Source organism: Bradyrhizobium diazoefficiens (assembly GCF_016616235.1).
Taxonomy (GTDB): Bacteria; Pseudomonadota; Alphaproteobacteria; order Rhizobiales; family Xanthobacteraceae; genus Bradyrhizobium; species Bradyrhizobium diazoefficiens_H.
The window spans coordinates 7,611,042-7,634,597 of sequence record NZ_CP067100.1 but is presented as its reverse complement, the minus strand read 5'-3'; the positions used below and the strand labels follow the sequence as shown (position 1 = coordinate 7,634,597).

Genomic DNA, 23,556 nt, shown 5'->3' with positions numbered 1-23,556 from the left:
AATACACCGCACCAATGGCTTAAACCTTAGCAAAGCCAGTTACCTAAGCATTAATCGGGTTGCGCGGTCACGGTCCTGTGCAGCTGCGCGCGAAGCACGCCGCAGTTGTACGGTTCGCCTGGCAAAAGCGCTGCGCTGCATCACTAATCGCGGCTTAATGCAGAGCGCCTTTGCCGCCGGCATTGCGCAGCCGTCCGACCACACCCGTCGGGAAGAAATAAACACTGGCGATGAACAGCAGTCCCAGCCACAGCAGCCAGCGGTCGGGATGCAACAGTCCCGGCAGCAGCGGAAGGCCGGCTTCGCTCGCCGCCTTGGAGGCGGCGCCCATCAGCGACTGAAGATAGTTCTGGGCGAGGATGAAGATGGTGGCGCCGATGATCGCGCCGTAGATCGTGCCCATGCCGCCGATCACGACCATCAGCAGAATATCGAGCATGATCGAGAAGCTGAGCGAGGTGTCGGGCCCGGCGTAGCGCAGCCACAGCGCGTTCAAGATGCCGGCGCCGGCGGCGACGAGGGCTGCGAGGCAGTTGGCATAGGTGAGGTGGAAGACGGTGCGGAAGCCAAGCGCCTCGGCGCGAAAGCGGTTCTCCCGGATCGCCTGCAGCACGCGCCCGAACGGCGAGTTCACCACGCGCAGCAGCGCGAGGATCATTAGCGCCGAGATCGCGAACACCAGATAGAAGGTCAGGATGCGGCCGTTGACCTCGAAGCCGAAGACGCTTTTCGAGATCAGCACCGTGCCGGGACGGAGCAGTTCGGGCAGCTGGAAGCTGCGGCCGTCCTCGCCGCCGGTGAGCCAGGACAGCTGCGAGGCCAGCACCTGGAAGGCGGAGGCGACCGCGAGCGTGATCATGGCAAAGAAGATCGCGGCGACGCGCAGCGAGAACAGCCCGATCGCGAGCGCGAGCAGGACTGCGAGCGGCAGGCCGACGACGATGCCGGTTGCAACCGCAGCCCAATTCGGGCCCATGCCGTACAACGCGATCGCGATCGCGTAGCTGCCGATGCCGTAGAACATGGTATGGGCGAACGACACCGAGCCGGTATAGCCGAGCAGCAGATCGTAGGAGGCGACGAGGGCGGCGAAGACGCAGATCTTGGCCGCGACGTTCAGCGCCTTGGCGCCAGGAAACAGGAACGGCGTCGCCGCCAGCGCCACGATGATGACGACGAGGAGAAGCGTGAGCGCGCGGCTGCGCGGCGGGTCACCGGAGAGAAGCATCATCGGCTGGTCACCGCATAGAGGCCGCGCGGCCGCCACATCAGAATGGCGACCATCAGCAGGATGTTGGAGACGAGGGCGAGTTTCGGCAGCAGGAAGCCGCCGTAATTGGCGACCATGGCGACCAGGATCGCGCCGATGAAGCAGCCGCCGATCGAGCCGAGCCCGCCGATGATGACGACGATGAAGATCAAGACGGTGAGATCGTCGCTCATGGAAGCGTGCACCTGCTCGCGGTAGAGCGCCCACATCACCCCGCCGAGGCCGGCCAGCGCCGAGCCCGTCATGAACACGCCGAGGAACAGGCGGCGGATGCGATAGCCGAGCGCCTCGACCATCTCGCGGTTCTCGACGCCGGCACGGATCAAGAGGCCGAGCTTGGTGCGGTTGAGCACGAGCTGGATCGCGATGAAGACGGTAAGGCCGATCAGCATCGCCAGCACGCGGTATTTGGCGATCGCGACATCGCCGAGGATGAAGGAGCCGCGCAGCGAGGTCGGCAGCGGCATCGGGATGATCTGCGGCCCCCACAGCGCATAGAGGGTCTGCTCGGCGACGATCAGGCCGCCGGTGGTCATCAGGATCTGCTTCAGATGCTGGCCGTAGACTGGCAGGATCAGCACGCGCTCGACGATCAGGCCGAGCGCGCCTGAGACCGCCATCGACAGCAGCGCGGCCGGGGCCAGCACCGCGAGGTTCGTCCACAGCGAGTCCGCCTGAATGGAGGCCGCGAACGGCGCCAGCACCAGGGTCGCGACATAGGCGCCGACGGCGATGAAGGCGCCGTGGCCGAAGTTGAGCACGTCCATCAGGCCGAACACCAGCGTCAGCCCGGAGGCCATGATGAAGATCATCATGCCCATGGCAAGGCTCGCGGCGGTCAGCGTCAGCCAGGAAGAGGTCGAGCCGATCAGCGGGATCATGAGGAGCGCGAGCGCGACCGGCAGCAGGATCGGCGCGATGTCGCGCTTCGGCTTCGGCAGCGGGTCGGTTGCGGCAAGGTCAGTCACTGATGCGCCTCCAGGCTCAGGCCGAGCAGCCGCTCCTGTAGCGGCACGTCGGCAGCGAGCGCCGCCATCTCGCCGCGATGAACGATGATGCCATTGTCCATCACCAGCACGTTGTCGCCGAGCTCGCGGGCGGCAAAGAAATTCTGTTCGACCAGGAGGATCGTCGCGCCCTTGCGCTTGATCTCTTTGAGGCATTCGATCAGCGCCATGACGATGGCGGGCGCGAGGCCCTTGGTCGGCTCGTCGATCAAGAGCAGCTTGCGCGGGTCGACGATGGCGCGCGCGATCGAGAGCATCTGCTTTTGTCCGCCGGAGAGGCTTCCCGCCCGCGACAGCCAGAATCGGCGCAACGCGGGGAAGAAGCCGAAGATCCAGTCGAGCTGGTTGTCATCGAGCGGCCCGTCGCGCGCCGCCAGCACCAGGTTCTCTTTCACCGTGAGGTCGGAGAACACCGCCATGCTTTCCGGCACGTAGCCGACGCCGAGCCGGGCGATGTCGGGCGTGGCGCGGCGCTCGATGCGCTCGCCGGCGAGGCTGATCTCGCCAGAGGAGGCCTGCCACAGGCCCATGATGGTCCGCAGCGTCGTGGTCTTGCCGGCGCCGTTGCGGCCGAGCAGCATCGTGACCTGCCCCTGCGGGACCGCGAGCTCGATGCCCTGCAGGATGTGATAGCGGCCGATATGGGTGTGCACGCCAGAGAGTGTGAGGAGATCGCTCATGCTGCACTCTCTGCAGTGCTCTTGGGGACGACGCCGAGATAGGCTTCCTGCACAATTGGCGAGGCGATCACCTCGGCAGGCATGCCGTCGGCGACGAGCTGCCCGTTGTGCAGCACGATGATGCGGTCGGCGAGCCAGCGCACCACGTCCATCTTGTGCTCGACGAGCAGAATGATCTTGCTCTTGTCCTGCTTGAGCTGCGCGATCAGGTTGAGCACGATGGGCACCTCGTCGATGCTCATGCCGGCGGTCGGCTCGTCGAACATGAAGACTTTTGGTTCGAGCGCGATCATTAGCGCGACCTCGAGCTTGCGCTGGTCGCCATGTGACAGCGCGGTCGCGGCGACGCCGCGGCGGCTGCCGAGCGCGACCTGGTCGAGGATGCTGTCTGCGCGCACGATCAGATCGCGGCGGACCATCCAGGGCCGCAGCATGTCGTAATGGGTGCCGTTCGCAGCCTGCACCGCGAGGCGGACGTTCTCTTCCACCGTCAGATTCGGAAACAGATTTGTCAGTTGGAACGCGCGTCCGAGACCCGCACGGGTCCGCAGTGGCGCGGAGTGCTGGGTGATGTCGGTGCCGCCAAACAGGATGCTGCCACTGGATGCGCGCAGCTGGCCCGAGATCAAATTGAAATAGGTGGTCTTGCCGGCGCCGTTCGGCCCGACGATGGCGGTGAGCTCGCCCGGACGGAACGTGCAGGTGACGTTGTTGACCGCGACGTGGCCGCCGAAGCGGATGGTGAGATCGCGGGTTTCGAGGGTGAGCGACATAGGGAGTCTGGCGAGTGATGAGATGAGGATGTATCCACGATCACGCTGCGCTCCGTCCCCCGCTTGCGGGGGAGGGTTGGGGAGAGGGTGTCTCCGCGACGGGGACAGTCCCCAAGAGGAGAGAGCCCTCACCCGGCGCTTCGCACCGACCTCTCCCGCTTGCAAGCGGGAGAGGTGAGCCAATCAGCGCTTGTTGCGGATGGGAACGTCCATGTCCTCGATCTTCAGCTCGCGCACCGGCTCGAGGATGGCCCAGGCGACGTTCGGATCGACCTTGACCTTGAAGTGATACATGCTCTGCAGCGCCTGATGGTCCTCTTTGCGGAACACCATCTTGCCCTTCGGCGTGTCGAACTCCATGCCTTCCATCGCGGTGATCAGCTTCTCGGTGTCGGTCGACTTCGCCTTGGTGACGGCGGCGACGACGGACATCGCGGCCGCGAACCCGCCGGCGGTGAAGAAGTCCGGCGGCGACTTGAAGCGCTTCTGGTGCTCGGCGACCAGCCAGTCGTTCACCGGGTTCTTCGGGATGTCGTAGTAGTAATAGGTCGCGCCTTCCATGCCCGGCAGGCTCTTATAGGCGGCGAGCGCCGGCAGGATGTTGCCGCCGGTGGAGAGTTCGATGCCGTAGCGCTTCGGGTCCATGTCCTGGAGCTTTGCCAGCGGGTTGCCGGCACCGGCCCAGATCACCCAGATCACCTTGCGGCCCGGCTTGTCCTTCAGCGCATCGAACAGGCGCTGGCCGACCGCCGTGAAGTCGGTGGTGTTGGTCGGAGCATATTCTTCTGCGGCGAGCGTCGCGCCGGTCTTGGCGAGAGCCTCCTTGAAGGCAGCGACGCCGTCGCGGCCGAAGGCGTAGTCCTGCGCCAGCGTCGCAACCGTCACGCCCTGCTTGCCGATCGCGACCGCGTTCGAGATCGCGTCCTGCGAGGAGTTGCGCGCGGTGCGGAAGATGTAGCGATTCCACTTCTCGCCGGTAATCTGGTCCGCGACGGCGGGCTCGACGATCAGGATCTTCTTGTTCTCCTCGGCGACCGGGAGAATGGCGAGCGCGGCGGCCGACGACGTGGTGCCAATCGCGATATCCGCCTTGTCGTCCTGATAGGCTTCGGCGAGCGCCGCTTTCGACAGGTCCGGCTTGCCCTGGTCGTCCTTGGTGATGATGACGATCTTGCGGCCGTCGATCGTCATCGTGCCCTTGGTGGCGTATTCAAATCCCATTTGCAGGCCGGTCTCGGTCTGCTTGGCATAGGCCTCGAGCGGTCCGGTCTTACCGTAGATCAGCGCGACCTTGAGGTCGTCGGCTCGCGCGGAGGCGCCCGCGGCGAGGGCGAGGATGGTTGTTGTTATGATGAGCGATCGACGCACGATGGTCCCTCCTGATTCAAAGTTTCTCGGCAACAGCGATTTGCACAAGCTTGCGAACATTGCAATTGCACCCTTCGGCGAAGCGCGTCGGCATACGAGCCTGCATCATTTTTGGACCTGCCGCAGCGCGTGGACTGCGCCGGCTCCCTCGAGCTGACGCCAGTCCGACTGCGCCTCGTCCGCGCTCTCGAAAATATGCGGCGCAACACCGCGCTTCTCCAATGCTTCGCCGAGCTTGATGCGCAGGAATCCCGAGGTGGTGTAGCGCGACACCCCGGAATAGAAGCGATCGACCAGGCTGCGGACCATGGCGGAATAATCGTCCATCAGCTCCGGCAGGATGGAAAAGTTGTCATAATTGACGATAGCGTAGACTCGGCGGCCGAGCGGGGCGAGTCTGGCCTCGACGATGGCGGCGATGGTGTCGATTTCGGCCCGGCTGCGCAGGGGATAGCGTTCCAGATTGACGAAGAACAGGTTCTGCTGCTCGTCCAGCGTGAAGCGCTGGTCGAGCGGGATGGTGAGCAGCCGCTCGCGCAGCTCCATCAGGCCGTCGCGGAAGATGCGCTCGTCCATCAGCATTGGATCGCGCGGGATCAGCGGCTTGAAATCCATCAGGCGCAGGATGTCGCGCTCGATGTCGATGCCCGGCGCAACTTCGGTGAGCGCGAGCCCATCAGGGCGGAGCACGAAGACGCAGCGCTCGGTGACGTAAAGCACGCGCTGCCCGCGCGCCGCCGAGACGGCGCCGCTGAAAGTCACGTGCTCGACACAGTCGACGAATTTGCGCGAGCTTGCTTCCTCGAGGATCGACAGCCTGCCGTCGCTCACCGCGATGCGCTGCCGGCCCGCGCCGAAAGTGCCGACGAAGACGACCTCCTTGGCATTCTGGCTGATGTTGATGAAACCGCCGGCGCCCGCCAGCTTCGGCCCGAACTTGCTGACATTGAGGTTGCCGGTCCGGTCGACCTGGGCGAGCCCGAGAAAGGCCGCGTCGAGCCCGCCGCCGTCGTAGAAGTCGAACTGGTAGGGCTGGTCGATCACCGCCTGGGTGTTGATCGCCGCCCCGAAATCGATGCCGCTCGCCGGGATCCCGCCGATCACGCCGGGTTCCGCCGTCAGCGTGATCAGGTCGATGATGCGCTCTTCGTTGGCGACCGAGGCGATGCCCTCGGGCATGCCGATGCCGAGATTGACCACGCTGTTGGCCTTCAGCTCGAAGGCAGCGCGGCGCGCGATGATCTTGCGTTCGCTGACCGGCGTCACCGGCAGCGAGGCGGCCCGGACGCGGATCTCGCCCGAATAGGCCGGATTGTATGGCGTGCCGAACGTCTGCCAATGGTTTTCCGGTTTGGCCACCACGACGCAGTCGACCAAAATGCCGGGAATCTTGACCTGGCGCGGATTGAGGCTGCCGCCTTCGGCCACGCGCTCGACCTGAGCGATGACGATGCCGCCGGAATTGTGCGCCGCCATCGCGATGGCGAGCGCTTCCAGCGTCAGCGCCTCCTTCTCCATGGTGAGGTTGCCGTCGGCATCGCCTGTCGTGGCGCGAATGATGCCGACGTGAATCGGAAACGTCTTGTAGAGCAGGCAGTCCTCGCCGCCGATCCGGATCAGCTCGACCAGCTCTTCGGTGGTGCGCGCATTGAGCTTGCCGCCGCCCTGGCGCGGGTCGACGAAGGTGCCCATGCCGACGCGGGTGATGTGGCCGGGCCGGTGCGCTGCGATGTCTCGGAACAGATGTGTGATCACGCCTTGCGGCAAATTATACGCCTCGATCTGATTTGCGATTGCCAGCTGCTGCAATTTAGGCGCCAGGCCCCAATGGCCGCCGATCACGCGGCGCACGAGGCCCTCATGCGCGAAATGGTTGAGGCCGCGATGCTTGCCGTCGCCCTGACCCGCCGCGTAGACCAGCGTCAGATTGCGCGGCTTGCCTTGCGTATAGGGCGCATCGCCCTCGTTGGAGAGATAGAGCTCCTCCAGCGCCAGCGCGATCTCCTCGGCAAAGCCGATGCCGACGAAGCCGCCGGTCGCGACCGTGTCGCCGTCGCGGATCAGCATCACGGCCTCGGCCGCCGTGACGATCTTGCCCTTCTCGGAATGGGGCAGATACGGCAAGGCAGGATGCTGGCTCACGGCGTTCCCTCCCATGTTTGTCGCGGGGCGCACGCCCCGTCTGTTTTGCTTGGCTCTGCGGCCGTCGCAGGGAGCGGCTCGGCCGCTCCCGCGTGATGATAGTCGCGACTGGCCCTTCAGGGCTATGCGATCTTGCGCGTTTCAGTGGCGAAATAGACCGACACGACGGTGATGAGCGCCAGCACGATCATGTAGAGCGAGACCGGCCAGGTCGCAGGCGCATAGGCCGTCATCAGGCCGGTCGCGATCAGCGGCGACAGCGCCCCGGCGAAGATCGAGGCGAGGTTGTAGCCGAGCGAGACGCCGCTATAGCGCACCTTGGTGCCGAACAGCTCGGACAGGAAGCTCGCTTGCGGGCCGTACATCGCGGCATGGCCGATGGCGAGGCCCAGCACGATCGCGATCCAGGCATATTGCGGGTTCTTGGTCGCCAGCAGCATGAACAGCGGGAACGACATCAGCGCCGAGAACACCGCACCGAAGATGTAGATCGGCCGCCGCCCGACCTTGTCGGAGAGCGCGCCGAAGGCTGGAATGGTGAAGGTCTCGATCGCCGCGCCGATCAGCACGCCGTTGAGCATGTCCTGCTTGTTCATGCCGAGCGATTGCGTGGCATAAGCGAGCACAAAGGTCGCGTAGATGTAGAAGAAGCCGTTTTCGGCAAAGCGCGCGCCCATCGCGAGCAGGATGTTCTTCGGGTACATCTGGATCGCCTCCAGGATCGGCATCTTCACTTCCTGCTTGGTATCCTTGACCTTCTGGAACTCCGGAGACTCCGCGATGGTGAAGCGGATCCATAGGCCGACCAGCACCAGCGCGATCGAGAACAGGAACGGGATGCGCCAGCCCCACGCTAGAAGCTGCGCGTCGGTCAGCATCGCCGACACCACCGAGAAGACCAGCGTGCCGAGCACGAGGCCGAGCGGCGCCCCGAGCTGCGGCCAGCTGCCGTAAAATCCCTTCCTGTCCGCGGGCGCATGCTCGACCGCCATCAGCACCGCGCCGCCCCATTCGCCGCCCAGGCCAAAGCCCTGGATCAGGCGGCAAGAGATCAGCAGGACCGCGGCCCAGATGCCGGCGGTCTCATAGGTGGGCAGGAAGCCGATCGCCGCGGTCGCCGCGCCCATGATCAGCAGCGTCAGATAGAGCATGGTCTTGCGGCCGATCTTGTCGCCGTAATGGCCGAACACGACGCCGCCGAGCGGGCGCGCGATGAAGCCGAGCGCATAGGTTGCGAACGCCAGCAGCGTCCCCATCATGGGGTCGAAGGTCGGGAAGAACAGCTTGTTGAAGATCAGCGCCGCGGCGGTGCCGTAGAGAAAGAAGTCGTACCACTCGATGGCGGTGCCGATCAGGCTCGCGGTGGCGACCGTGACGTGCGAGGGCTGTTTCGCCTGAAGCTGATGGACTGTGATCGCGTCACTCATCCTTGCGTCCTCCCTGGTTTTGCGAATGCGCATGTGCGGCATGCGTCATTGTGCAAAGCGAAGAGCAAGGTCCGCGCCAGTTGCGATGGCCTTGTGCAAAATGGCTGAAAAGCCGGCAATTTCTGCGTCTGGACGGCGAATGGGACGCGACGCGACTCGTCCGGAATCCGAGACTCCAGACAAATTGAGTCTCGAAACTCAGACGGAGGCTGGTCCGGAGGCGAGGCCGAACTTGGCCAGCTTCTTATAAAAGGTCGCGCGCGAGATCCGCAGCATCCGCGCGGCCTCTGTGATCTGGCCATTGCTGGCGGCGAGCGCCTGTTCGAGCGTGTGCTTCTCGAATTCGGCCTCGGCCTCGGCATAGGGCACGACGGCTCCGGCCGGGCGCACCAGTGCTGCGGGCCTGACCTCGGCGCCGACGGGAAGGATGCGGACGAAATCGTCGCCGGTCAGCCGGCCGGAATCGCTGAGGATCAGCGCGCGCTCGAGGATGTTGCGAAGCTCGCGGACATTGCCCGGCCAGTCGTAGCGCGCGAGCGCTGCCAGCGCGCTCGGCGTGATCCTGGCGTTGACGTAATCGCCGGAGGCGCTGATGTCCTCGAGCAGCCGGGCGCAGATCTCGGGGAGATCGTCCAGGCACTGCCGCAGCGGCGGCAGATCGATCGAGAGCACGTTGAGGCGATAATAGAGATCGGGCCGGAACGCGCCGTCGCTGACGCGCTTGCGCAGGTCGACATTGGTGGCGGCGACGACACGCACATCGACCTTGGAGATCTTGTCCGAGCCGAGCGGCTCGATCTCGCGCTCCTGCAGCACGCGCAAGAGCTTGGCCTGCAGCTGCAGCGGCATCTCGCCGATCTCGTCGAGGAACAGCGTGCCGCCGTCGGCGATGCGGAATTTGCCCTCGCGCCCCCTGCGGTCGGCGCCGGTATAGGCGCCAGGCGCGGTGCCGAAGAACTCCGATTCGATCAGCGTGTCCGGGACCGCGGCGACGTTGACGCTGACGAATGGCTTCTCCGCGCGCGAGGAGGCGTTGTGGATGGCCTGCGCCAGCATCTCTTTGCCGGTTCCGGTCTCGCCGGTGAGCAGCACCGTGACGCTCTGCCGTGCGGCGCGGCTTGCGAGCTGCTTGGCCTGCGCGATGCCCGGCGTCGCTCCAACGAAGTCCGAGAAGGTGAAGCGCGCCGCGCGCGGGTTCGACAATTGCCGCCGTGCCAGCCGCAGGTCGCTCTCGAGCTGCGTGACGCGGGCGAGCAGGGGTTTCAGGCTTTCCAGGCGATCATAGAGCACGAAGCCTATCGCGCCGATCACCTTGCCGTTTTCGTCCTCGATCGGCATTCGGGTGACGACCAGCTGCTCGCCGCCGAGCTCCATGATGTCGAGCAGGATCGGCTCGCCGGTCTCGGCCACCTTGCGCATCAAGCTGTTCGGAATGATCTCCTCGATCGGCCGTCCCATCGCCTCGCTGATGCGCTTGAGGCCGAGCGCTGCAAGATATTTCTCGTTGACGTAGACCACCCGGCCGCCGCGATCGATCGCGATCGCGCCCTCGCAGAGGTTTTCCAGCCGCTCGAACAGCGTCTCCATCGCGCGCGCACGAAGATAGGCGGGATCGCGGATGGAGGAGGAAGGGCCAGACATGACATACCTCGGGGAGGTCAGCCTGTGTATTAGCAAAAGGGCAGCAATTTCAAAGGGGGAAATGGGGATTGAGGTGCAGCCACACCCGCCACTGTCATGCTCGGCTTGCCGTCTTCGCTGAAGCTTCGCCGGCCGAGCGTCTGTGTCGGCTCGGCGTAGCCTAGCGGAGCCGGGACCGGGAGCATCCAGTACGCCGCGGCCCATCGATTCAACAACGGCTATCTCTGGAATACTGGTCGCCCGGTCAAGCCGGGCGACGACACCGAGATTGGAGCGGCGCCTTGCCCCTACCGCCGATACCCGCTCGCCCGCGAATAGCCTTGCCGGTTCTGCTGCATCGGCCGGCTGGCCACGCTGCCGCGCGATTCACTCGAGGCGGGCGTTGCGAGCTTCAGCTCCTCCAGGAAGATCGGGCGGGCGAAGTAATAGCCCTGCGCGTAGCGGATCTTGGTCGCGGCCTGGAGGTAGGCCAGCTCCTCGTAGGATTCGAGGCCTTCGGCAATCACGGTCATGCCGAGCGCGTCGCTCAGGGATTCGATCGCGCGCAGGATGCCCTGGCTGCGCGGGCGCTTATGGATGTCGGTGATGAAGGAGCGGTCGATCTTGATCTCGTCGGCGGTGATGTCGGCCAGCGCCGAGAGCGAGGAATAGCCGGTGCCGAAATCGTCGATCGAGATCCCGACGCCGAGCTTGCGGAACATCGGCAGGATCTCGGCCTGGAAATGATTTTTTGCGACGAAGGCGTCTTCCGTCACCTCGATCATGAAGCGCTGCGGAAAGCCGGTGTCGTCGAGCGCCTGCGCGAAGCTGCGCATGAATTCGGGATTGCCGGCCTGCTTGGCGGCGACGTTGATGCTGATGGTCGCTTCGGCGCCAAAAGTATCGTTGATCGGGTCAATCGACTTGACGATCTCGGCCAGCACCAGATGGGTCAGCTCGTCAATCAGCCCGAGCTCGACCGCGAGATTGATGAACGAGCCCGGCGCCTGGATCACGCCTTCGTCGTCGCGCAGGCGCACCAGCGCCTCGATGCCCTTCACCGCCTCGGTGCGGATGTCGACCTTGGACTGGAAGGCGCAGCAGAAGCGCTTTTCGAGGATGGCAAGCCGCAGCGACTGCTCGATCTTCATCCGCGCCAACGCCTCGCGCTCCATGCTGGAGTCGAAGAAGGCAGTTGATCCCTTGCCGTTGTTCTTGATGCGGTACATCGCGATGTCGGCGTTCTGCCGCAGCGTCTCGAAGCTGCTTCCGTGATCGGGATAGAGGCTGACGCCGACCGAGGTGGAGGCGAACACTTCCGAATTGTCGATGAAGAACGGCGCCGTCAGCCGCTCCAGGGTCGACTGCATGAACTCGGCGACTTCCTCCTGGCTCTGGATCGGTGACAGCAGCAGCAGGAATTCGTCGCCGGAGATGCGCGAGAGCATGTCGGAATCGCGCAAGTCGCGGCCGAGCCGCTTCGACAGCTCGACCAGCAGCGCGTCGCCGACGGCGTGGCCGTAATAGTCGTTGATGTGCTTGAAATTGTCGACATCGAGAAAGGCCAGCGCAAAACGCTCGCCACGGCGATCGCGCGCGAGCAGGTTGTTGGCATGATGCTCGATCACGCGCCGCGAGGGCAGTCCGGTCAGCTCGTCGAAATAGGCGGAGCGGAACAGCTGGTCCTCGAAATTCTTCTGTTCGGTGATGTCGGAGGAGGCCGAGATCAAGAGCTCGCGTCCGGCGAGGCGGACGGGACGATGGGTCGTGAGCAGCACCTGCCGCGCGGCGCCCGCGTGCAGGGCTTCTTCGGTGACAACGGCCTGGCCGGCCCTCAGCGCGCGTTCGCAGGCTTCCCGGCGTGGCGCCAGATCGGGCGACGGACGGCTGCCGTCCATGCCGAGCTGGGCGGCCGCGGCATCGTTGACCAGCAAAAGCTTGCCTTCCGCGTCCTGCACGGTCAGGCCGGCCGGCAGCATTCTAACGATTTCCTTGAGAAATCCGAGTTCGGCTTCGCTCGCGCCGTCATATGCGTTGTCGTTCATAGAATTCATGAATCTTGTTGTTTCAGCGCGTCTTTGCAATGGACGCGATCTTGCGCAATTCCATCTTAGGTTTGGTTAAGGGGTCCGCAGAAATACGGGGGTGTTCTCGATGAAACTTGCGGCGATGCGACGCGCGCCCTCGATCGTCATTAACAGAGCGTCAATGCCGCTTGCGAAAGCGCGCGCGCAATGCGCGGTTCGCTTTCGCTTGAACCTGAGTCTAGCCGTTTTGCGGGATGCGGCATTGCATGATGCAATGCAGGCCGGTCTTCAGATAGGCGATCTCGGTCTTGCCCTCGAAGGCGGACAGCGCTGACTTCAGCAATTTGGTGCCGAAGCCCGGCGCCGACACCTCACCGATGCTCGGGCCTTCGGTCTCATCCCAGGTGATGGTCAGGCGATCGCCGTTGACGGTCCACGACACCTGCAACAAGCCGCGCGGCGCGGAGAACGCGCCATATTTGCCGGCATTGGTGGCGAGCTCGTGAAACATCAGGGATAGCGTGACTGCGAGCTTCGGCGGCAGGAACAGCCGGTCGCCGTTGAGGGTGAAGCGGACATGGCCGTAAGGCCCGAGCTCCGAGATCAGGAGATCGCGGATGTCGCAGCCCGCCTTGTCGACCCGCGAGATCAGATCGTCGGTCGCGGCCAGCGAGCGCAGCCGCGGATCGACGCGGGCCCAGACCTGCGGCTGGTCATGCAGCACCTGGTGCATGACGGCATGCACCGTCGACAGCTTGTTCTTCAGCCGGTGCTGGAGCTCGTCGACCAGCAGCTTGCGATAATCCTCTTCCTCGATCAGGCGCCTGGAGATCCGGCGCTGCTCGACCAGAAGCGCGCGGTAGTGCTCGACGCCCCAGATCGTGAGCGCGCAGACCGCCCAATAGAGTGCCAGCAGGGCAAAGCGCGCGCGATCGGCAAAGGCATCGCCGAAATTCAGGACGACGCCGAGCACGCCGCCGGCGATCGCGGTGATGATGCCGATCCGGAAGCCCCCGAACGCGGCGGCGAAGAACACAGCCGGAAAATAGGGCGTGAAGTAGACGTCCGGCCGCACATGCGCGAGACCCCAGCGTGCCAGCGTCGCGAGCAGCAGAGAGGCGACCGCAAAGGTGAGACTCAGAGCGAGCGATGGCGGTGCCACGCCCTGCCAGCCCTTGCGGAATTCGTCGATCAGCTTCCCCATGCGCATCCCGGTCGCGACCTGCGTTCGCGGTGATTGTTACGGATCTGGCCAGCGCAAGCAAAGCTTGCCTCGTGAGCCGGCAGGAACAGTGACCGTCGCGGCACCGACCGTCGCGGCGTCGTCATCGATCGGTGTCCGCCGTTCGGCGTCAATTCATTCGAAAACAGGAACATTCCATCGACAGGCTGGACGGCCAAGTGGCGGTGATCACGGGCGCCACGAGCAGGATCGGATTGCGCACCGCGGAAGTCTTCGTTGCCGAAGGTGCCAAAATTGTGATCGCGGGGCGGCGACTACCGGAAGGCGAGGCGCTGGCGAAGCAGCTTGGAGCCAATTGCATCTTCCGCCAGACCGACGTGACGGTCGAAGCACAGATGCAGCCGGGTGGGCAAAGCGCCTTGTCCGCGCTAGCTCGAAGAGAAGGCGGAAACGCGCCCACCATGTTTTTCGCGAGAAATGATGAGCACGGCGCTTCGCGCCTTTGCCCAAGATATCCAGGTGATTCTCGTGCCCCGGACGCAGCGCAGCGCTTCTTCAGCGGTGCGCTGCAGAGCCGGGGGCCCATCTCTCGAGCTGAATGTTTCTCAAGATTCTGGGTCCCGGCTCGCGCTTCGCGCGTCCGGGACACGAGAGTTGGGCGCCTACACCGCCTTCACCCGCACCCTTAATCCATCCCGCGGCTTGGGAATCGGCCACATCTGCCAGTCCGGCTTGTAGCCTTCCTCCAGCGAGACCTCGATATTCTGCAAGAAGTGCCGCGCGAAGCATTTTGCCTGCATGTAGGCGAAGTGCAGCCCGAGGCACATATGCGCGCCGCCGCCGAACGGCACGAAGGCGAAGCGGTGGCGGTTGCGCTGGGCCTCTTCCGTGAAGCGCAGCGGATCGAAGCGATCGGGCTCCGGCCAGATGTCTTTCATGTGATGTGTATAGAGCGGATTGACACCAACCGCAGTCCCGGCAGGAACCGTATAACCCTTGAAGGTGAAATCGCGCATCGCGCGGCGCGGCATCGAGGGCACCGGCGGCCTGATCCGCAGCGCTTCCTTGAACGCCATCTCCGTCAACTTCATCTTCTCGAAATCGTCGAAGCTGCTCGGCGCACCCGGCGCGAGCCCGAGCGCCAGCACCTCGGCGCGCAGCCTCTCCTGCCAGTCCGGATTCGCGGCGAGCTCGCCGACAAAGGACGTCAGCGACGAGGTCAACGTGTCGTGCGCCGCCATCATCAGAAAGCTCATGTGGTCGATGATGTCCTGCTCGGACAGCAGCGCGCCGTCCTCGTGGGTGGCGCGGCAGAGCTGCGAGAACAGATCGTCGCCGCCGTGATTGCCGCGCCGCAGCGGAATCTGCTCGCGGAAATAGGCGACGATGCGCTTGCGCCCCTTCACGCCGCGCGCCATCTGCGTGCTGGGCAGGGGACGGCGGACCGGCGCGACCGCAGCCGCGACCATGTCGACGAAGGCGCGGTTGATCTCGTCGACCTCAGGCCCGATGTCGGCGCCGAGGAAGGACGCCGCGGCAAGATCGAGCGTGAGCTGCTTCATCGCGGGATAGAGCTGCATCTCGCCAGGGTTCGCCTTCCACTGCGCCACGCGCGCTGAGATGCCGCGATCGAGATCTGACAAATAGGATTTCATCGGCCCCGACTTGAACGCGACCGACAGTGCCTTGCGATGCAGCCGGTGCTCGTCGAAATCCAGCAGCATCAAGCCGCGCGGGAACAGCAGCCCAAGCACCTTGTTCCAGCCATGCGTCGAGGAGAACAGCTTGTGCTGGTCGAACAGCACCAGCTCGTTGGCCTCCGGCCCGAGCAGCACGACATTGGTCTCGCCGAAAATGTGGGTGCGATAAACCGCCCCGTACTTGGCGCCGTTCCGCTCGATATGTCCCTTGGGATCGGCGAGCACCTTGAAGGTCATGCCGATGATCGGCCAGCCTTCATCGCCCGGAATATGCGTCAGCTCGTTGCGCTTGGGCGCGGTGCATTCAAGCGCAGGCGTGGCCACATTCTGCATCGACATGACGCTTGCTCCGGTTGGCTGACCGAACAGCGCGCGAGCGCGGTATGAGCACGGTCCGCGCCAGGCTGATGAGGTCAGCATAGCACAACTGCGGCCAAATGATGTGATGTCGTTCAGGAGCGACGGCGCCGAAAAGTGATGAGTCTTACTTGGTCGGTGCGAGTGAGGGGGACACCTCTCCCGGCTGGGGAGAGGTGAAGCCCGGCCCGCTCGCCGTCAACCCTTACATCGCCTTAAGCTTATCGCTTCGCCGCTTCCTTTTGCAGATCCGGCGCGTTGACGGCGGGAATCGCGACGCGGCCGGGGCCGGTCACCTTCAGCGCCTCGGCGGCCTTCTCGTTCTCCATGATCTTGGCCATCACGGCTTGCCCTGCGCGCTCGAAGATCGCGCGGTTCTCGATCACGAATTTTTGCGACTTGCGCAAGGGCTCGATGTAGCCGTTGATCTCCGGCACGACATAGCGCGCCACCATGTCCCAGCTCCGGCGCGTCGCTTCCGGATTGGCCCAGTCGTGCACGAAGCCGATGATGGCGCCGACGCCGCCGGACACCTGCATCACGTTCTTGATGGTTTTGACGAGGTCATCGGGCGTGCCGATGGTGGAGGCCGCGCCCTCGACGAAGGCGGTCTTGTCCACGGCCTCGTCCGGTGAAGAGAATGCGGTGAGGCCGGGCCGCTGCAGCGTGCCGACATTATATTCGTTGTGCCAGCGCATCAGGCCCGCGCCGGCCTCGCGGCGGGCCTGCTCGCGGGTCTCGGCGATGTGGAAGGTGAGGAGCACGCGCCAGTCGGCGCGGCTTACCGTGGTGCCGTGCTTCTTCGCGGCGTCCTCGGCGAACTGCCATTGCTGTTGCAGCGACATCAGCCCCTGCGTCGTCATCGAGCCGAGCGAGATGATGCCGATGCCGTATTTGCCGGCCAGCGTCATGCCCGACGGCGAGATCTGCGAGGCCACGACGAACGGCATCTCCTCCTGCAACGGCAGCAGCTGGAGCGCGGCGTCGTTCATGGTGAACCAGTCGCTCTTGGCGGTGACGCGCTCGCCGTTGAACAGCCGGCGGATCACGCCGATCGCCTCATCCTGGCGGTCGCGCTGCGTCATCGGGTCGATGCCGAGCGTGTGCGCGTCGGAGGCGAGCGCGCCGGGGCCGGAGCCAAAGATGGCGCGGCCGCCGGTCATATGGTCGAGCTGCACCATGCGCTGGGCGACGTTGAAGGGATGGTGATAGGGCAGCGAGACCACGCCGGTGCCGAGCCTGATCCGCTTGGTGCGTTCGCCGGCCGCGGCCAGGAACATCTCGGGCGAGGCGATCATCTCCCAGCCGGAGGAGTGATGCTCGCCGCACCAGAACTCGTCATAACCGAGCGCGTCGAGCTGCTCGACGAGGTCGAGATCGCGCCGGAACTGGAGCATCGGATGCTCCCCGATCGGGTGATGCGGGGCAAGAAAGGCTCCGAATTTCAGGCGCGCCATGGCGTTCTCTCCGGCTTTGATTTTCTGTTTGTTGATGGCGTGAGGCTACGTGCCGGATGTCGCAAACGCAATCGCGCGATGTCCCGCGCGGCGGAATGCAGGCATGCGTTGGGGTGAGGCGCGATGCTTCGTCTCCCTCTCCCCGTTCTTACGGGGAGAGGGCGGGGTGAGGGTCTCTCTCCACAGACGGGATGTACCCGTGAAGCGATCGTCTCGAAGGATGGCCGCAAAGGAGGTCGGCAATCCCTACCTCCGAGGTAATCGCGCAGATGACGTCGATCTGCGAGCATCGCGTGCAAATAAATCGCGGGAGGTTCGCGCGAAAATGCATCAAACCGTCACCAAGCCTGTCGATTCGACCCGCCGCTGGTGGGTGCTGGCGATCGTCGTCGCCGCTCAGTTCATGTTCGGCGTCGACGCTTTCATCGTGAACGTCGCCATTCCCACCATTGCGGTCGATCTGCATGCGACCCCGGCGCAGATCGAATCCGTGATCGCGATCTATCTGATCGCCTATGCCACGCTGGTCGTCACCGGCGGCCGGCTCGGCGACATCCATGGTACCAAGAACGTCTTTCTCGCCGGCGTGCTCGGCTTCACCGCGAGTTCGCTGTGGTGCGGGCTGGCGCAATCCGGCCTGGAGCTGATTATCGCGCGGCTGGCGCAGGGCGCGACCGCGGCACTGATGGTGCCGCAGGTGCTGGCGACCTTGCATCTGCTGTTCACCGACGAGACGCGCAGCCGCGCCTTCGCCATCTACGGCATCGTGCTGGGGCTTGCGGGCGCTGCGGGCTTTCTGCTTGGCGGGCTCCTCGTCACGATCGATCTCGCCGGCACCGGCTGGCGCTCGGTGTTCTTTGTCAACGTGCCCTGCGGTCTTGTCATTGCCGCTGCCGCTTGGCGCATCATGCCCTCGGTGCCGCGCCGGGCCGGCACACGGCTCGACATCAAGGGCAGTGTCGTGCTGTTCGCGGGACTGCTCTGCCTGATCGGGCCGCTGCTGTTCGGCCACGATGTCGGCTGGGCGCGATGGTTGTGGGCAGTGATGGCGGTCGGCGGGGTGATCCTGTTTGCGTTCCTGAAGCTCGAACATGCCGTCGCGCGCGCCGGCGGCATGCCGCTGATCGACCTGACGCTGCTGGCGGACGCCGCCTTCCTGCGCGGGCTTGGCGCGGCGTTCTTCTTCTTCGTCGCCAATCTCTCGTTCTACCTGGTCATGACGCTGTTCATGCAGCGTGGCCTCAAGATCCCGCCGCTCACAGCCGGCCTGGCCTTCATTCCGCTCGCGCTTGCTTTCGTCGTCGCCTCACGCCACAGCGGGGCGCGTGCGCGGCATCGCGGCACCAAGGTCCTGATCGAGGGCTGCGCGCTCCAGATCGCCGGCCTCGCCGCACTTGCGCTCGTTACTGCCTGTGCCGATGTGCCGACGCCGAGCTCGCTGGCGCTCACCATGATCATCTTCGGCTACGGTCAGGGCCTCGTCATGGCGCCGCTGTCGGGCGCGGTGCTCTCGACGGTCAAACCCGTCGCAGCCGGCTCGGCCTCCGGCGCGTATGGCACGACCGCACAGATCGGAAATGCGGCCGGAGTGGCCGCAATCGGCGCGGTGTTCTTCGCGATGGAGACGCTGCAATCAGCGCGCGCAGGATTTTTCGTCTCGCTCGCACTGTTTGCGGCGTTAATCATGATCTGCGCCGCATTTCTGGCGTGGATGCGCCGCGCATCTGCACGAAGTTGAGGCGGCGCGGTTAATACATGCAGATTTCTGCGGGTGTTTTGCGCGATTCCTTGGACATCGACAGCACACGGCCTTTTTATTTTGCACCGCAGCAACTATTTGGTTTGGGTGAACGTTGAACGTCGCCTGCCAGGAGTTGCCGTGTCGCTCGCCCGAAATGTCGATCTGTTGAGACGTCTGCCAATGGCGGATGGTCTGCGCCTTGCCGAGTTCGGCCGCAGCGCGGACGTGTCCAGCCCGCTGGAAGAAGTCACCGGCTTCGGCAGCAATCCCGGGGCCCTGCGCATGTTCGCGTTCGTGCCGGCGCAGCTGCAGAAGCCGCGTGCGCTCGTCGTCGTGCTGCATGGCTGCGGCCAGACCGGAGCCAGCTATGACCTCGGTGCGGGCTGGTCGACGCTCGCGAGGCACTACGGCTTCGCGCTGCTGATGCCCGAGCAGCAGCGCATCAACAACGGCAACACCTGCTTCAACTGGTTCAATCCGGAAGACACGGCCCGCGACAGCGGCGAGCCGCGTTCGATCCGCGAGATGATCGCGCACATGGTTGAGGCGCATCGCATCGACGCCAGGCGCATCTTCATCACCGGCCTGTCCGCCGGCGGCGGCATGACCTCGGTGATGCTCGCGACCTATCCGGAGGTGTTTGCGGCCGGTGCGGTCATCGCGGGGCTTCCCTACGGCATCGCCTCGAATCTGCGCGAGGCGCTGGACGGCATGTTTCATTCCCCGGCGCGGCCCGCGCGCGCGCTCGGCGACCTCGTCCGCAATGCTTCGGATCATCGCGGGCCGTGGCCGAAGATTTCGGTGTGGCACGGCAGCGCCGACCGCACCGTCAATCCCGGCAATGCCAACGAGATCGTCAAGCAGTGGCTCGACCTGCATGATTTGCCCGAGGTTCCGATGGCCGAGACCAATGTCGACGGCTATCCGCGCCAGGCCTGGTGGAACAAGGACGGCGAGACCCTGGTCGAGTCCTACGCCATCACCGACATGGCGCACGGCACGCCGCTTGGGCTCGCCGACAATGATCAGCGCTACGGCACCGAAGGCGCGTTCCTGATCGAGGCCGGAATTTCTTCGTCCTATCACATCGCAAAGTTCTTCGGCCTCACCGGCTGGATTGCGGACGCGGCAAAGACGAACGCGGAGGCTGCAGCGCCAAAACCGGCGCTGACGCCCGCGCCGCATCTCGCCCGCTCGATCCGCGCCGCCGTCGCGGACCAGCCGACTGAGCCGAAGCGCGAGACGTCCCGCCGCTTCGATCTCGGCCAGATCATCACCCGCGCGCTCACGGCCGCGGGGCTGATGAAGTAGCTGCCGCGAAGAAGGTGCGCCCCCTCTCCCGCTTGCGGGGGAGGGTTGGGGTGGGGGTGTCTCCGCAAGGGACACTTCCGACGACGCGAGAGCTCTCACCCGCCGCTTCGCGTCGAGCTCTCCCGTAAGCTTTGCGGGAGAGGTGAGAAGAGCCCGCGCCAGCTGAAGCGATGGTCTAACCCGCCGTCTGGTCGATCCATTCGATCGGCATCGCCGTCACCTCGCCGCCGGCGACCTTCCGCGTCATCTCCTGATAGTGCTTGAAGAAGTCGCGCGATTGCAGCGCCTTTTGCGCGTCCTCGTCGGTGACGCTGGCGAGATGGAAATAGCTGTTGTCGTCGCGGGCTTTCAGGACGCGATAGCCGATCCGCCCTTTCAGCTCCGGATCGCTATCGACCGTCTTGATGAAGCGGCTGACCTCCCGGTGCCAGTCCTCTGTCGTGCCGGTCTTGAATTGGTATCGGATCATGAAGTGCTTCATGTGACGCTCCCTGTTCGTCGTGTGCGTCATCATCTGCGTGCTGCTGGCGGTCCCGCAAGTATGGACAAAATTGATAGTATGGACTTTTTCGCCGTCGCTCCTAATCTCTGTCCCGCACATGGAGGAGACGACATGGCAAAGATGATTCCGGCGCGGGCCTGTCCAGTCGCGGCATTTCAGAAAATGATCAGCGGCAAGTACAAGCTGCGCATCGTCTGGGACCTCAAGGACGGTCCGCGCCGCTATGGCGAAATCCGCAGCGGCTTGCTGCGCGGCACGAGCGGCAGCGCCGAGATCACCCCGCGCGTGCTCAGCCGCGAATTGAAGGCGCTGACCGCGAGCGGCCTGATCGATCGCAAGGATTTCGGCGAGGTGCCGCCGAAGGTCGAGTATCGCCTGACCCGCAAAGGCAAGAGCTTCGTGCCCGTCGTCGCGGCGATCCGCGAATGGGGCGAGCGTAACTTGAGCGAGGCTGCGGCGTTGGCCGACGCCGCCGAATAGAGCATGATCCGAAAAGTGTGAAGCGGCTTTCCGAACAGATCATGCTCAAACAAAGAGCTACATCTCGCCGGTGATGAACGGATTGGTCATCCGCTCCTGGCCGATGCTGGAGCCGGCGCCATGGCCGCAGATGAAGCCGACATCGTCGCCGAGCGGCAGCAGTTTTGATTTGATCGAGTTGATCAGTGTGGCGTGATTGCCGCCGGGCAGATCGGTGCGGCCAACCGAGCCTGCGAACAAGACGTCGCCGACATGGGCAAACCGCAATTCCTTGTTGAAGAACACCACGCTGCCGGGCGAATGGCCGGGGCAGTGGAAAATCTCGAACGAGAGGCCGCCGATCGAGACGGTCTCGCCTTCGTCGAGCCAGCGGTCCGGCGCGAAATTGCGCACCCCGGTCATGCCGAAGCGCGCGCCGCTCTCGACGACGTTGTCGAGCAGGAACTTGTCCGCGACATGCGGGCCCTCGATCGGCACTTTCAGCGCATCGCGCAACTCCGCCGCGCCGCCGACATGGTCGATATGGCCGTGGGTCAGCCAGATCTTCTCCACGGTGACGCCGGTCTGCTTGATCGCATCGAGAATCTTCGGCACGTCGCCGCCGGGATCGATCACCACGGCCTTCTTGGCCGGCTCGTCCCAGATGATGGTGCAGTTCTGCTCGAACAGCGTCACGGGAACGATGATCGCGCCCGCCTTGGATCGGGTGTCGTTTTGCTCGGTCATGGCAGCACAATGCCGATTTTTGCCATGCCGCCAAGCAAAAGATTCGTGCGGGCGCCCGGGGAACAGTCGCACCAACCGTCACACCGCCGTCCCAATTGCCTTGCCAGTTTGAACCCGGGCGTTCCTGCCGCGTTCTCTCGCGCAGGGCAGAACATCGGGTGGTATCTCCGGCATGGCTCACGGCGGCGAAAACTGGTGGCGCGACGGCATCTTCTATCAGATCTATCCGCGCTCGTTTCAGGACAGCAATGGCGACGGCGTCGGCGATCTCGCCGGCATCTTGCGGCGGCTGCCTTACGTCAAATCGCTCGGCGTCGACGCGATCTGGCTGTCGCCGATCTTCCCCTCGCCGATGGCCGATTTCGGCTACGACATCTCCGACTATACCGGCATCGAGCCGCTGTTCGGCACGATGGCGGATTTCGACGCGCTGCTTGCGGCCGCGCACGACAACGGCCTGAAGCTGATCCTCGATCTCGTGCCGAACCACACCTCGGACCAGCACCCCTGGTTCGTCGAGAGCCGTTCTTCGCGCGACAATCCCAAACGTGACTGGTACATCTGGCGCGATCCCGCGCCCGGTGGCGGCGTGCCGAACAACTGGCTGTCCGAGTTCGGCGGCAGCGCGTGGCAGTTCGACGAGGCGACGGGGCAATACTACTACCACGCCTTCCTTGCGCAGCAGCCCGACCTCAACTGGCGCAATCCGGATGTTCGCGCCGCGATCTACGACGTGATGCGGTTCTGGCTTGACAAGGGCGTCGACGGTTTTCGCGTCGACGTGATCTGGCACCTGATCAAGGACGCCGAGTTCCGCGACAATCCGCCGAACCCGCATTACGTCGAGGGCCGGCCGCCGAACGAAAAAATCCTGACGCAATATTCCACCGACCAGCCCGAGGTGCATGAGGTGATCGCGCAGATGCGGCGCGTCACCGATGCCTATGCGGCGCGCGTGCTGATCGGCGAGATCTATCTGCCGTTGCACCGCCTGATGGCCTACTACGGCAACGATCTCACCGGCGCGCAGATGCCGTTCAACTTCGCGCTGCTCTCGACGTTCTGGAGCGCGCGCTCGATCGAGAAGATCGTCGAGGATTACGAGAAGGCGCTGCCAAAGGGCGCTTGGCCGAACTGGGTGCTCGGCAATCACGACCGTCCGCGCGTCGCCAGCCGCGTCGGGCCCGAGCAGGCCCGCGTCGCCGCGATGCTGCTCTTGACCCTGCGCGGCACGCCGACGCTCTACTACGGCGACGAGATCGGCATGCATCAGCTCGCGATCGCGCCGGAGGACGTGCGCGACCCCTTCGAGAAGAACGTGCCCGGCCTCGGCGTCGGCCGCGACGGCTGCCGCACGCCGATGCAGTGGGACTCGTCCGGCTACGCCGGCTTCTCGGAGTCGAGGCCCTGGCTGCCGCTGCCGGAGGATCACATCCGCGAGAACGTCGTCAATCTCGAGGCCGATCCGCGCTCGATCCTCAGCCTGTACAGGCGCCTGATCGCGTTGCGGAGGACCTCGCCGCCGCTGGTCTCCGGCGACTATCACCCGATCGCTGCGCAAGGCGATCTGCTGATCTATCGCCGCGAAGCCGAGGGTCGGGCGGTCATCGTGGCGCTCAATCTCGGAGCTGAGCCGATCGCGGTGACCACCAGTGCGATCCGCTTCGGCAGCGAGATACTCATCTCGACCTTCCTTGACCGCGAAGGTGAGAAGCTCGAAGGCGTGCTCGATTTGCGCGGCAATGAAGGCGTGATCGTGCAGCCGCTATCGTAGCTGTCGTCGCC

Annotated in this window: 18 protein-coding genes and 1 pseudogene; 5 read left to right on the top strand and 14 right to left on the bottom strand. The window is 64.6% G+C overall.

Annotation, left to right across the window (positions count from 1 at the left end; all coding sequences use genetic code 11):
• Positions 1-154 precede the first annotated feature (154 nt).
• The 10 genes from JJB99_RS35790 to JJB99_RS35745 form a co-directional block, all read right to left on the bottom strand.
• Complete coding sequence (locus JJB99_RS35790) at positions 155-1,231, bottom strand: branched-chain amino acid ABC transporter permease (RefSeq protein WP_200496778.1); 1,077 nt, start codon at positions 1,229-1,231, stop codon at positions 155-157.
• Positions 1,228-2,238: a branched-chain amino acid ABC transporter permease gene (locus JJB99_RS35785; RefSeq protein WP_200496777.1), complete on the bottom strand. Its 1,011-nt coding sequence runs from the start codon at positions 2,236-2,238 to the stop codon at positions 1,228-1,230. Before JJB99_RS35785 ends, JJB99_RS35790 begins: the two co-directional genes overlap by 4 nt.
• Positions 2,235-2,957 carry a branched-chain amino acid ABC transporter ATP-binding protein gene (locus JJB99_RS35780; protein WP_200496776.1) on the bottom strand — a complete coding sequence of 241 codons (723 nt, stop codon included), beginning with the start codon at positions 2,955-2,957 and terminating at the stop codon, positions 2,235-2,237. The genes JJB99_RS35785 and JJB99_RS35780 overlap by 4 nt, the downstream gene beginning before the upstream one ends.
• Positions 2,954-3,730, bottom strand: a complete 777-nt coding sequence (locus JJB99_RS35775) for an ABC transporter ATP-binding protein (protein ID WP_200496775.1) — start codon at positions 3,728-3,730, stop codon at positions 2,954-2,956. Before JJB99_RS35775 ends, JJB99_RS35780 begins: the two co-directional genes overlap by 4 nt.
• Positions 3,731-3,913: 183 nt before the next feature.
• Entirely contained in the window at positions 3,914-5,098 is a 1,185-nt protein-coding gene (locus JJB99_RS35770; RefSeq protein ID WP_200496774.1) for a substrate-binding domain-containing protein, read from the bottom strand.
• A 105-nt stretch (positions 5,099-5,203) separates the two neighbouring features.
• Positions 5,204-7,240, bottom strand: coding sequence for an acyl CoA:acetate/3-ketoacid CoA transferase (locus JJB99_RS35765; protein ID WP_283816008.1), 2,037 nt, complete (start codon positions 7,238-7,240; stop codon positions 5,204-5,206).
• Positions 7,241-7,362: 122 nt separating this feature from the next.
• The gene (locus tag JJB99_RS35760) at positions 7,363-8,667 is read right to left on the bottom strand and encodes an MFS transporter (RefSeq protein ID WP_200496772.1); all 1,305 of its coding nucleotides are present in this window, start codon (positions 8,665-8,667) and stop codon (positions 7,363-7,365) included.
• A gap of 198 nt (positions 8,668-8,865) precedes the next feature.
• Complete coding sequence (locus JJB99_RS35755) at positions 8,866-10,308, bottom strand: sigma-54 interaction domain-containing protein (protein WP_200496771.1); 1,443 nt, start codon at positions 10,306-10,308, stop codon at positions 8,866-8,868.
• A 287-nt stretch (positions 10,309-10,595) separates the two neighbouring features.
• The gene (locus JJB99_RS35750) at positions 10,596-12,332 is read right to left on the bottom strand and encodes a putative bifunctional diguanylate cyclase/phosphodiesterase (protein WP_200496770.1); all 1,737 of its coding nucleotides are present in this window, start codon (positions 12,330-12,332) and stop codon (positions 10,596-10,598) included.
• A gap of 220 nt (positions 12,333-12,552) precedes the next feature.
• Positions 12,553-13,518 (bottom strand): sensor histidine kinase, encoded by a 966-nt coding sequence (locus JJB99_RS35745; protein WP_200496769.1) that lies wholly within the window; start codon positions 13,516-13,518, stop codon positions 12,553-12,555.
• Between the two features lie 176 nt (positions 13,519-13,694).
• On the opposite strand from JJB99_RS35745, the pseudogene JJB99_RS35740 reads away from it, so the two are divergent.
• Positions 13,695-13,964 (top strand): annotated as a pseudogene (locus JJB99_RS35740) (SDR family NAD(P)-dependent oxidoreductase); the annotation flags it as partial.
• A 195-nt stretch (positions 13,965-14,159) separates the two neighbouring features.
• Here the strand turns inward: JJB99_RS35740 and JJB99_RS35735 are convergent.
• Together JJB99_RS35735 and JJB99_RS35730 are read right to left on the bottom strand one after the other, a co-directional pair.
• On the bottom strand, positions 14,160-15,536 hold the full coding sequence (locus tag JJB99_RS35735; RefSeq protein ID WP_200496768.1) for a cytochrome P450: 1,377 nt from the start codon (positions 15,534-15,536) through the stop codon (positions 14,160-14,162).
• Positions 15,537-15,775: 239 nt separating this feature from the next.
• Positions 15,776-17,011: an LLM class flavin-dependent oxidoreductase gene (locus JJB99_RS35730; RefSeq protein ID WP_200496767.1), complete on the bottom strand. Its 1,236-nt coding sequence runs from the start codon at positions 17,009-17,011 to the stop codon at positions 15,776-15,778.
• Positions 17,012-17,336: 325 nt separating this feature from the next.
• On the opposite strand from JJB99_RS35730, the gene JJB99_RS35725 reads away from it, so the two are divergent.
• On the top strand, positions 17,337-18,749 hold the full coding sequence (locus JJB99_RS35725; RefSeq protein WP_200496766.1) for an MFS transporter: 1,413 nt from the start codon (positions 17,337-17,339) through the stop codon (positions 18,747-18,749).
• 141 nt (positions 18,750-18,890) lie between these two features.
• Positions 18,891-20,063 (top strand): extracellular catalytic domain type 1 short-chain-length polyhydroxyalkanoate depolymerase, encoded by a 1,173-nt coding sequence (locus tag JJB99_RS35720; RefSeq protein WP_200496765.1) that lies wholly within the window; start codon positions 18,891-18,893, stop codon positions 20,061-20,063.
• A gap of 175 nt (positions 20,064-20,238) precedes the next feature.
• Here the strand turns inward: JJB99_RS35720 and JJB99_RS35715 are convergent, their stop codons facing one another.
• On the bottom strand, positions 20,239-20,544 hold the full coding sequence (locus JJB99_RS35715; RefSeq protein ID WP_246775104.1) for a hypothetical protein: 306 nt from the start codon (positions 20,542-20,544) through the stop codon (positions 20,239-20,241).
• Positions 20,545-20,676: 132 nt separating this feature from the next.
• Between JJB99_RS35715 and JJB99_RS35710 the strand changes: the two genes are divergently transcribed.
• Positions 20,677-21,045, top strand: a complete 369-nt coding sequence (locus JJB99_RS35710; protein ID WP_200496763.1) for a winged helix-turn-helix transcriptional regulator — start codon at positions 20,677-20,679, stop codon at positions 21,043-21,045.
• 57 nt (positions 21,046-21,102) lie between these two features.
• Here the strand turns inward: JJB99_RS35710 and JJB99_RS35705 are convergent, their stop codons facing one another.
• Positions 21,103-21,771 carry an MBL fold metallo-hydrolase gene (locus tag JJB99_RS35705; protein WP_200496762.1) on the bottom strand — a complete coding sequence of 223 codons (669 nt, stop codon included), beginning with the start codon at positions 21,769-21,771 and terminating at the stop codon, positions 21,103-21,105.
• A gap of 172 nt (positions 21,772-21,943) precedes the next feature.
• Here JJB99_RS35705 and JJB99_RS35700 point away from each other — a divergent pair, with 172 nt between their 5' ends.
• On the top strand, positions 21,944-23,545 hold the full coding sequence (locus JJB99_RS35700; RefSeq protein WP_200496761.1) for an alpha-amylase family glycosyl hydrolase: 1,602 nt from the start codon (positions 21,944-21,946) through the stop codon (positions 23,543-23,545).
• The last annotated feature ends 11 nt before the right edge of the window (positions 23,546-23,556 follow it).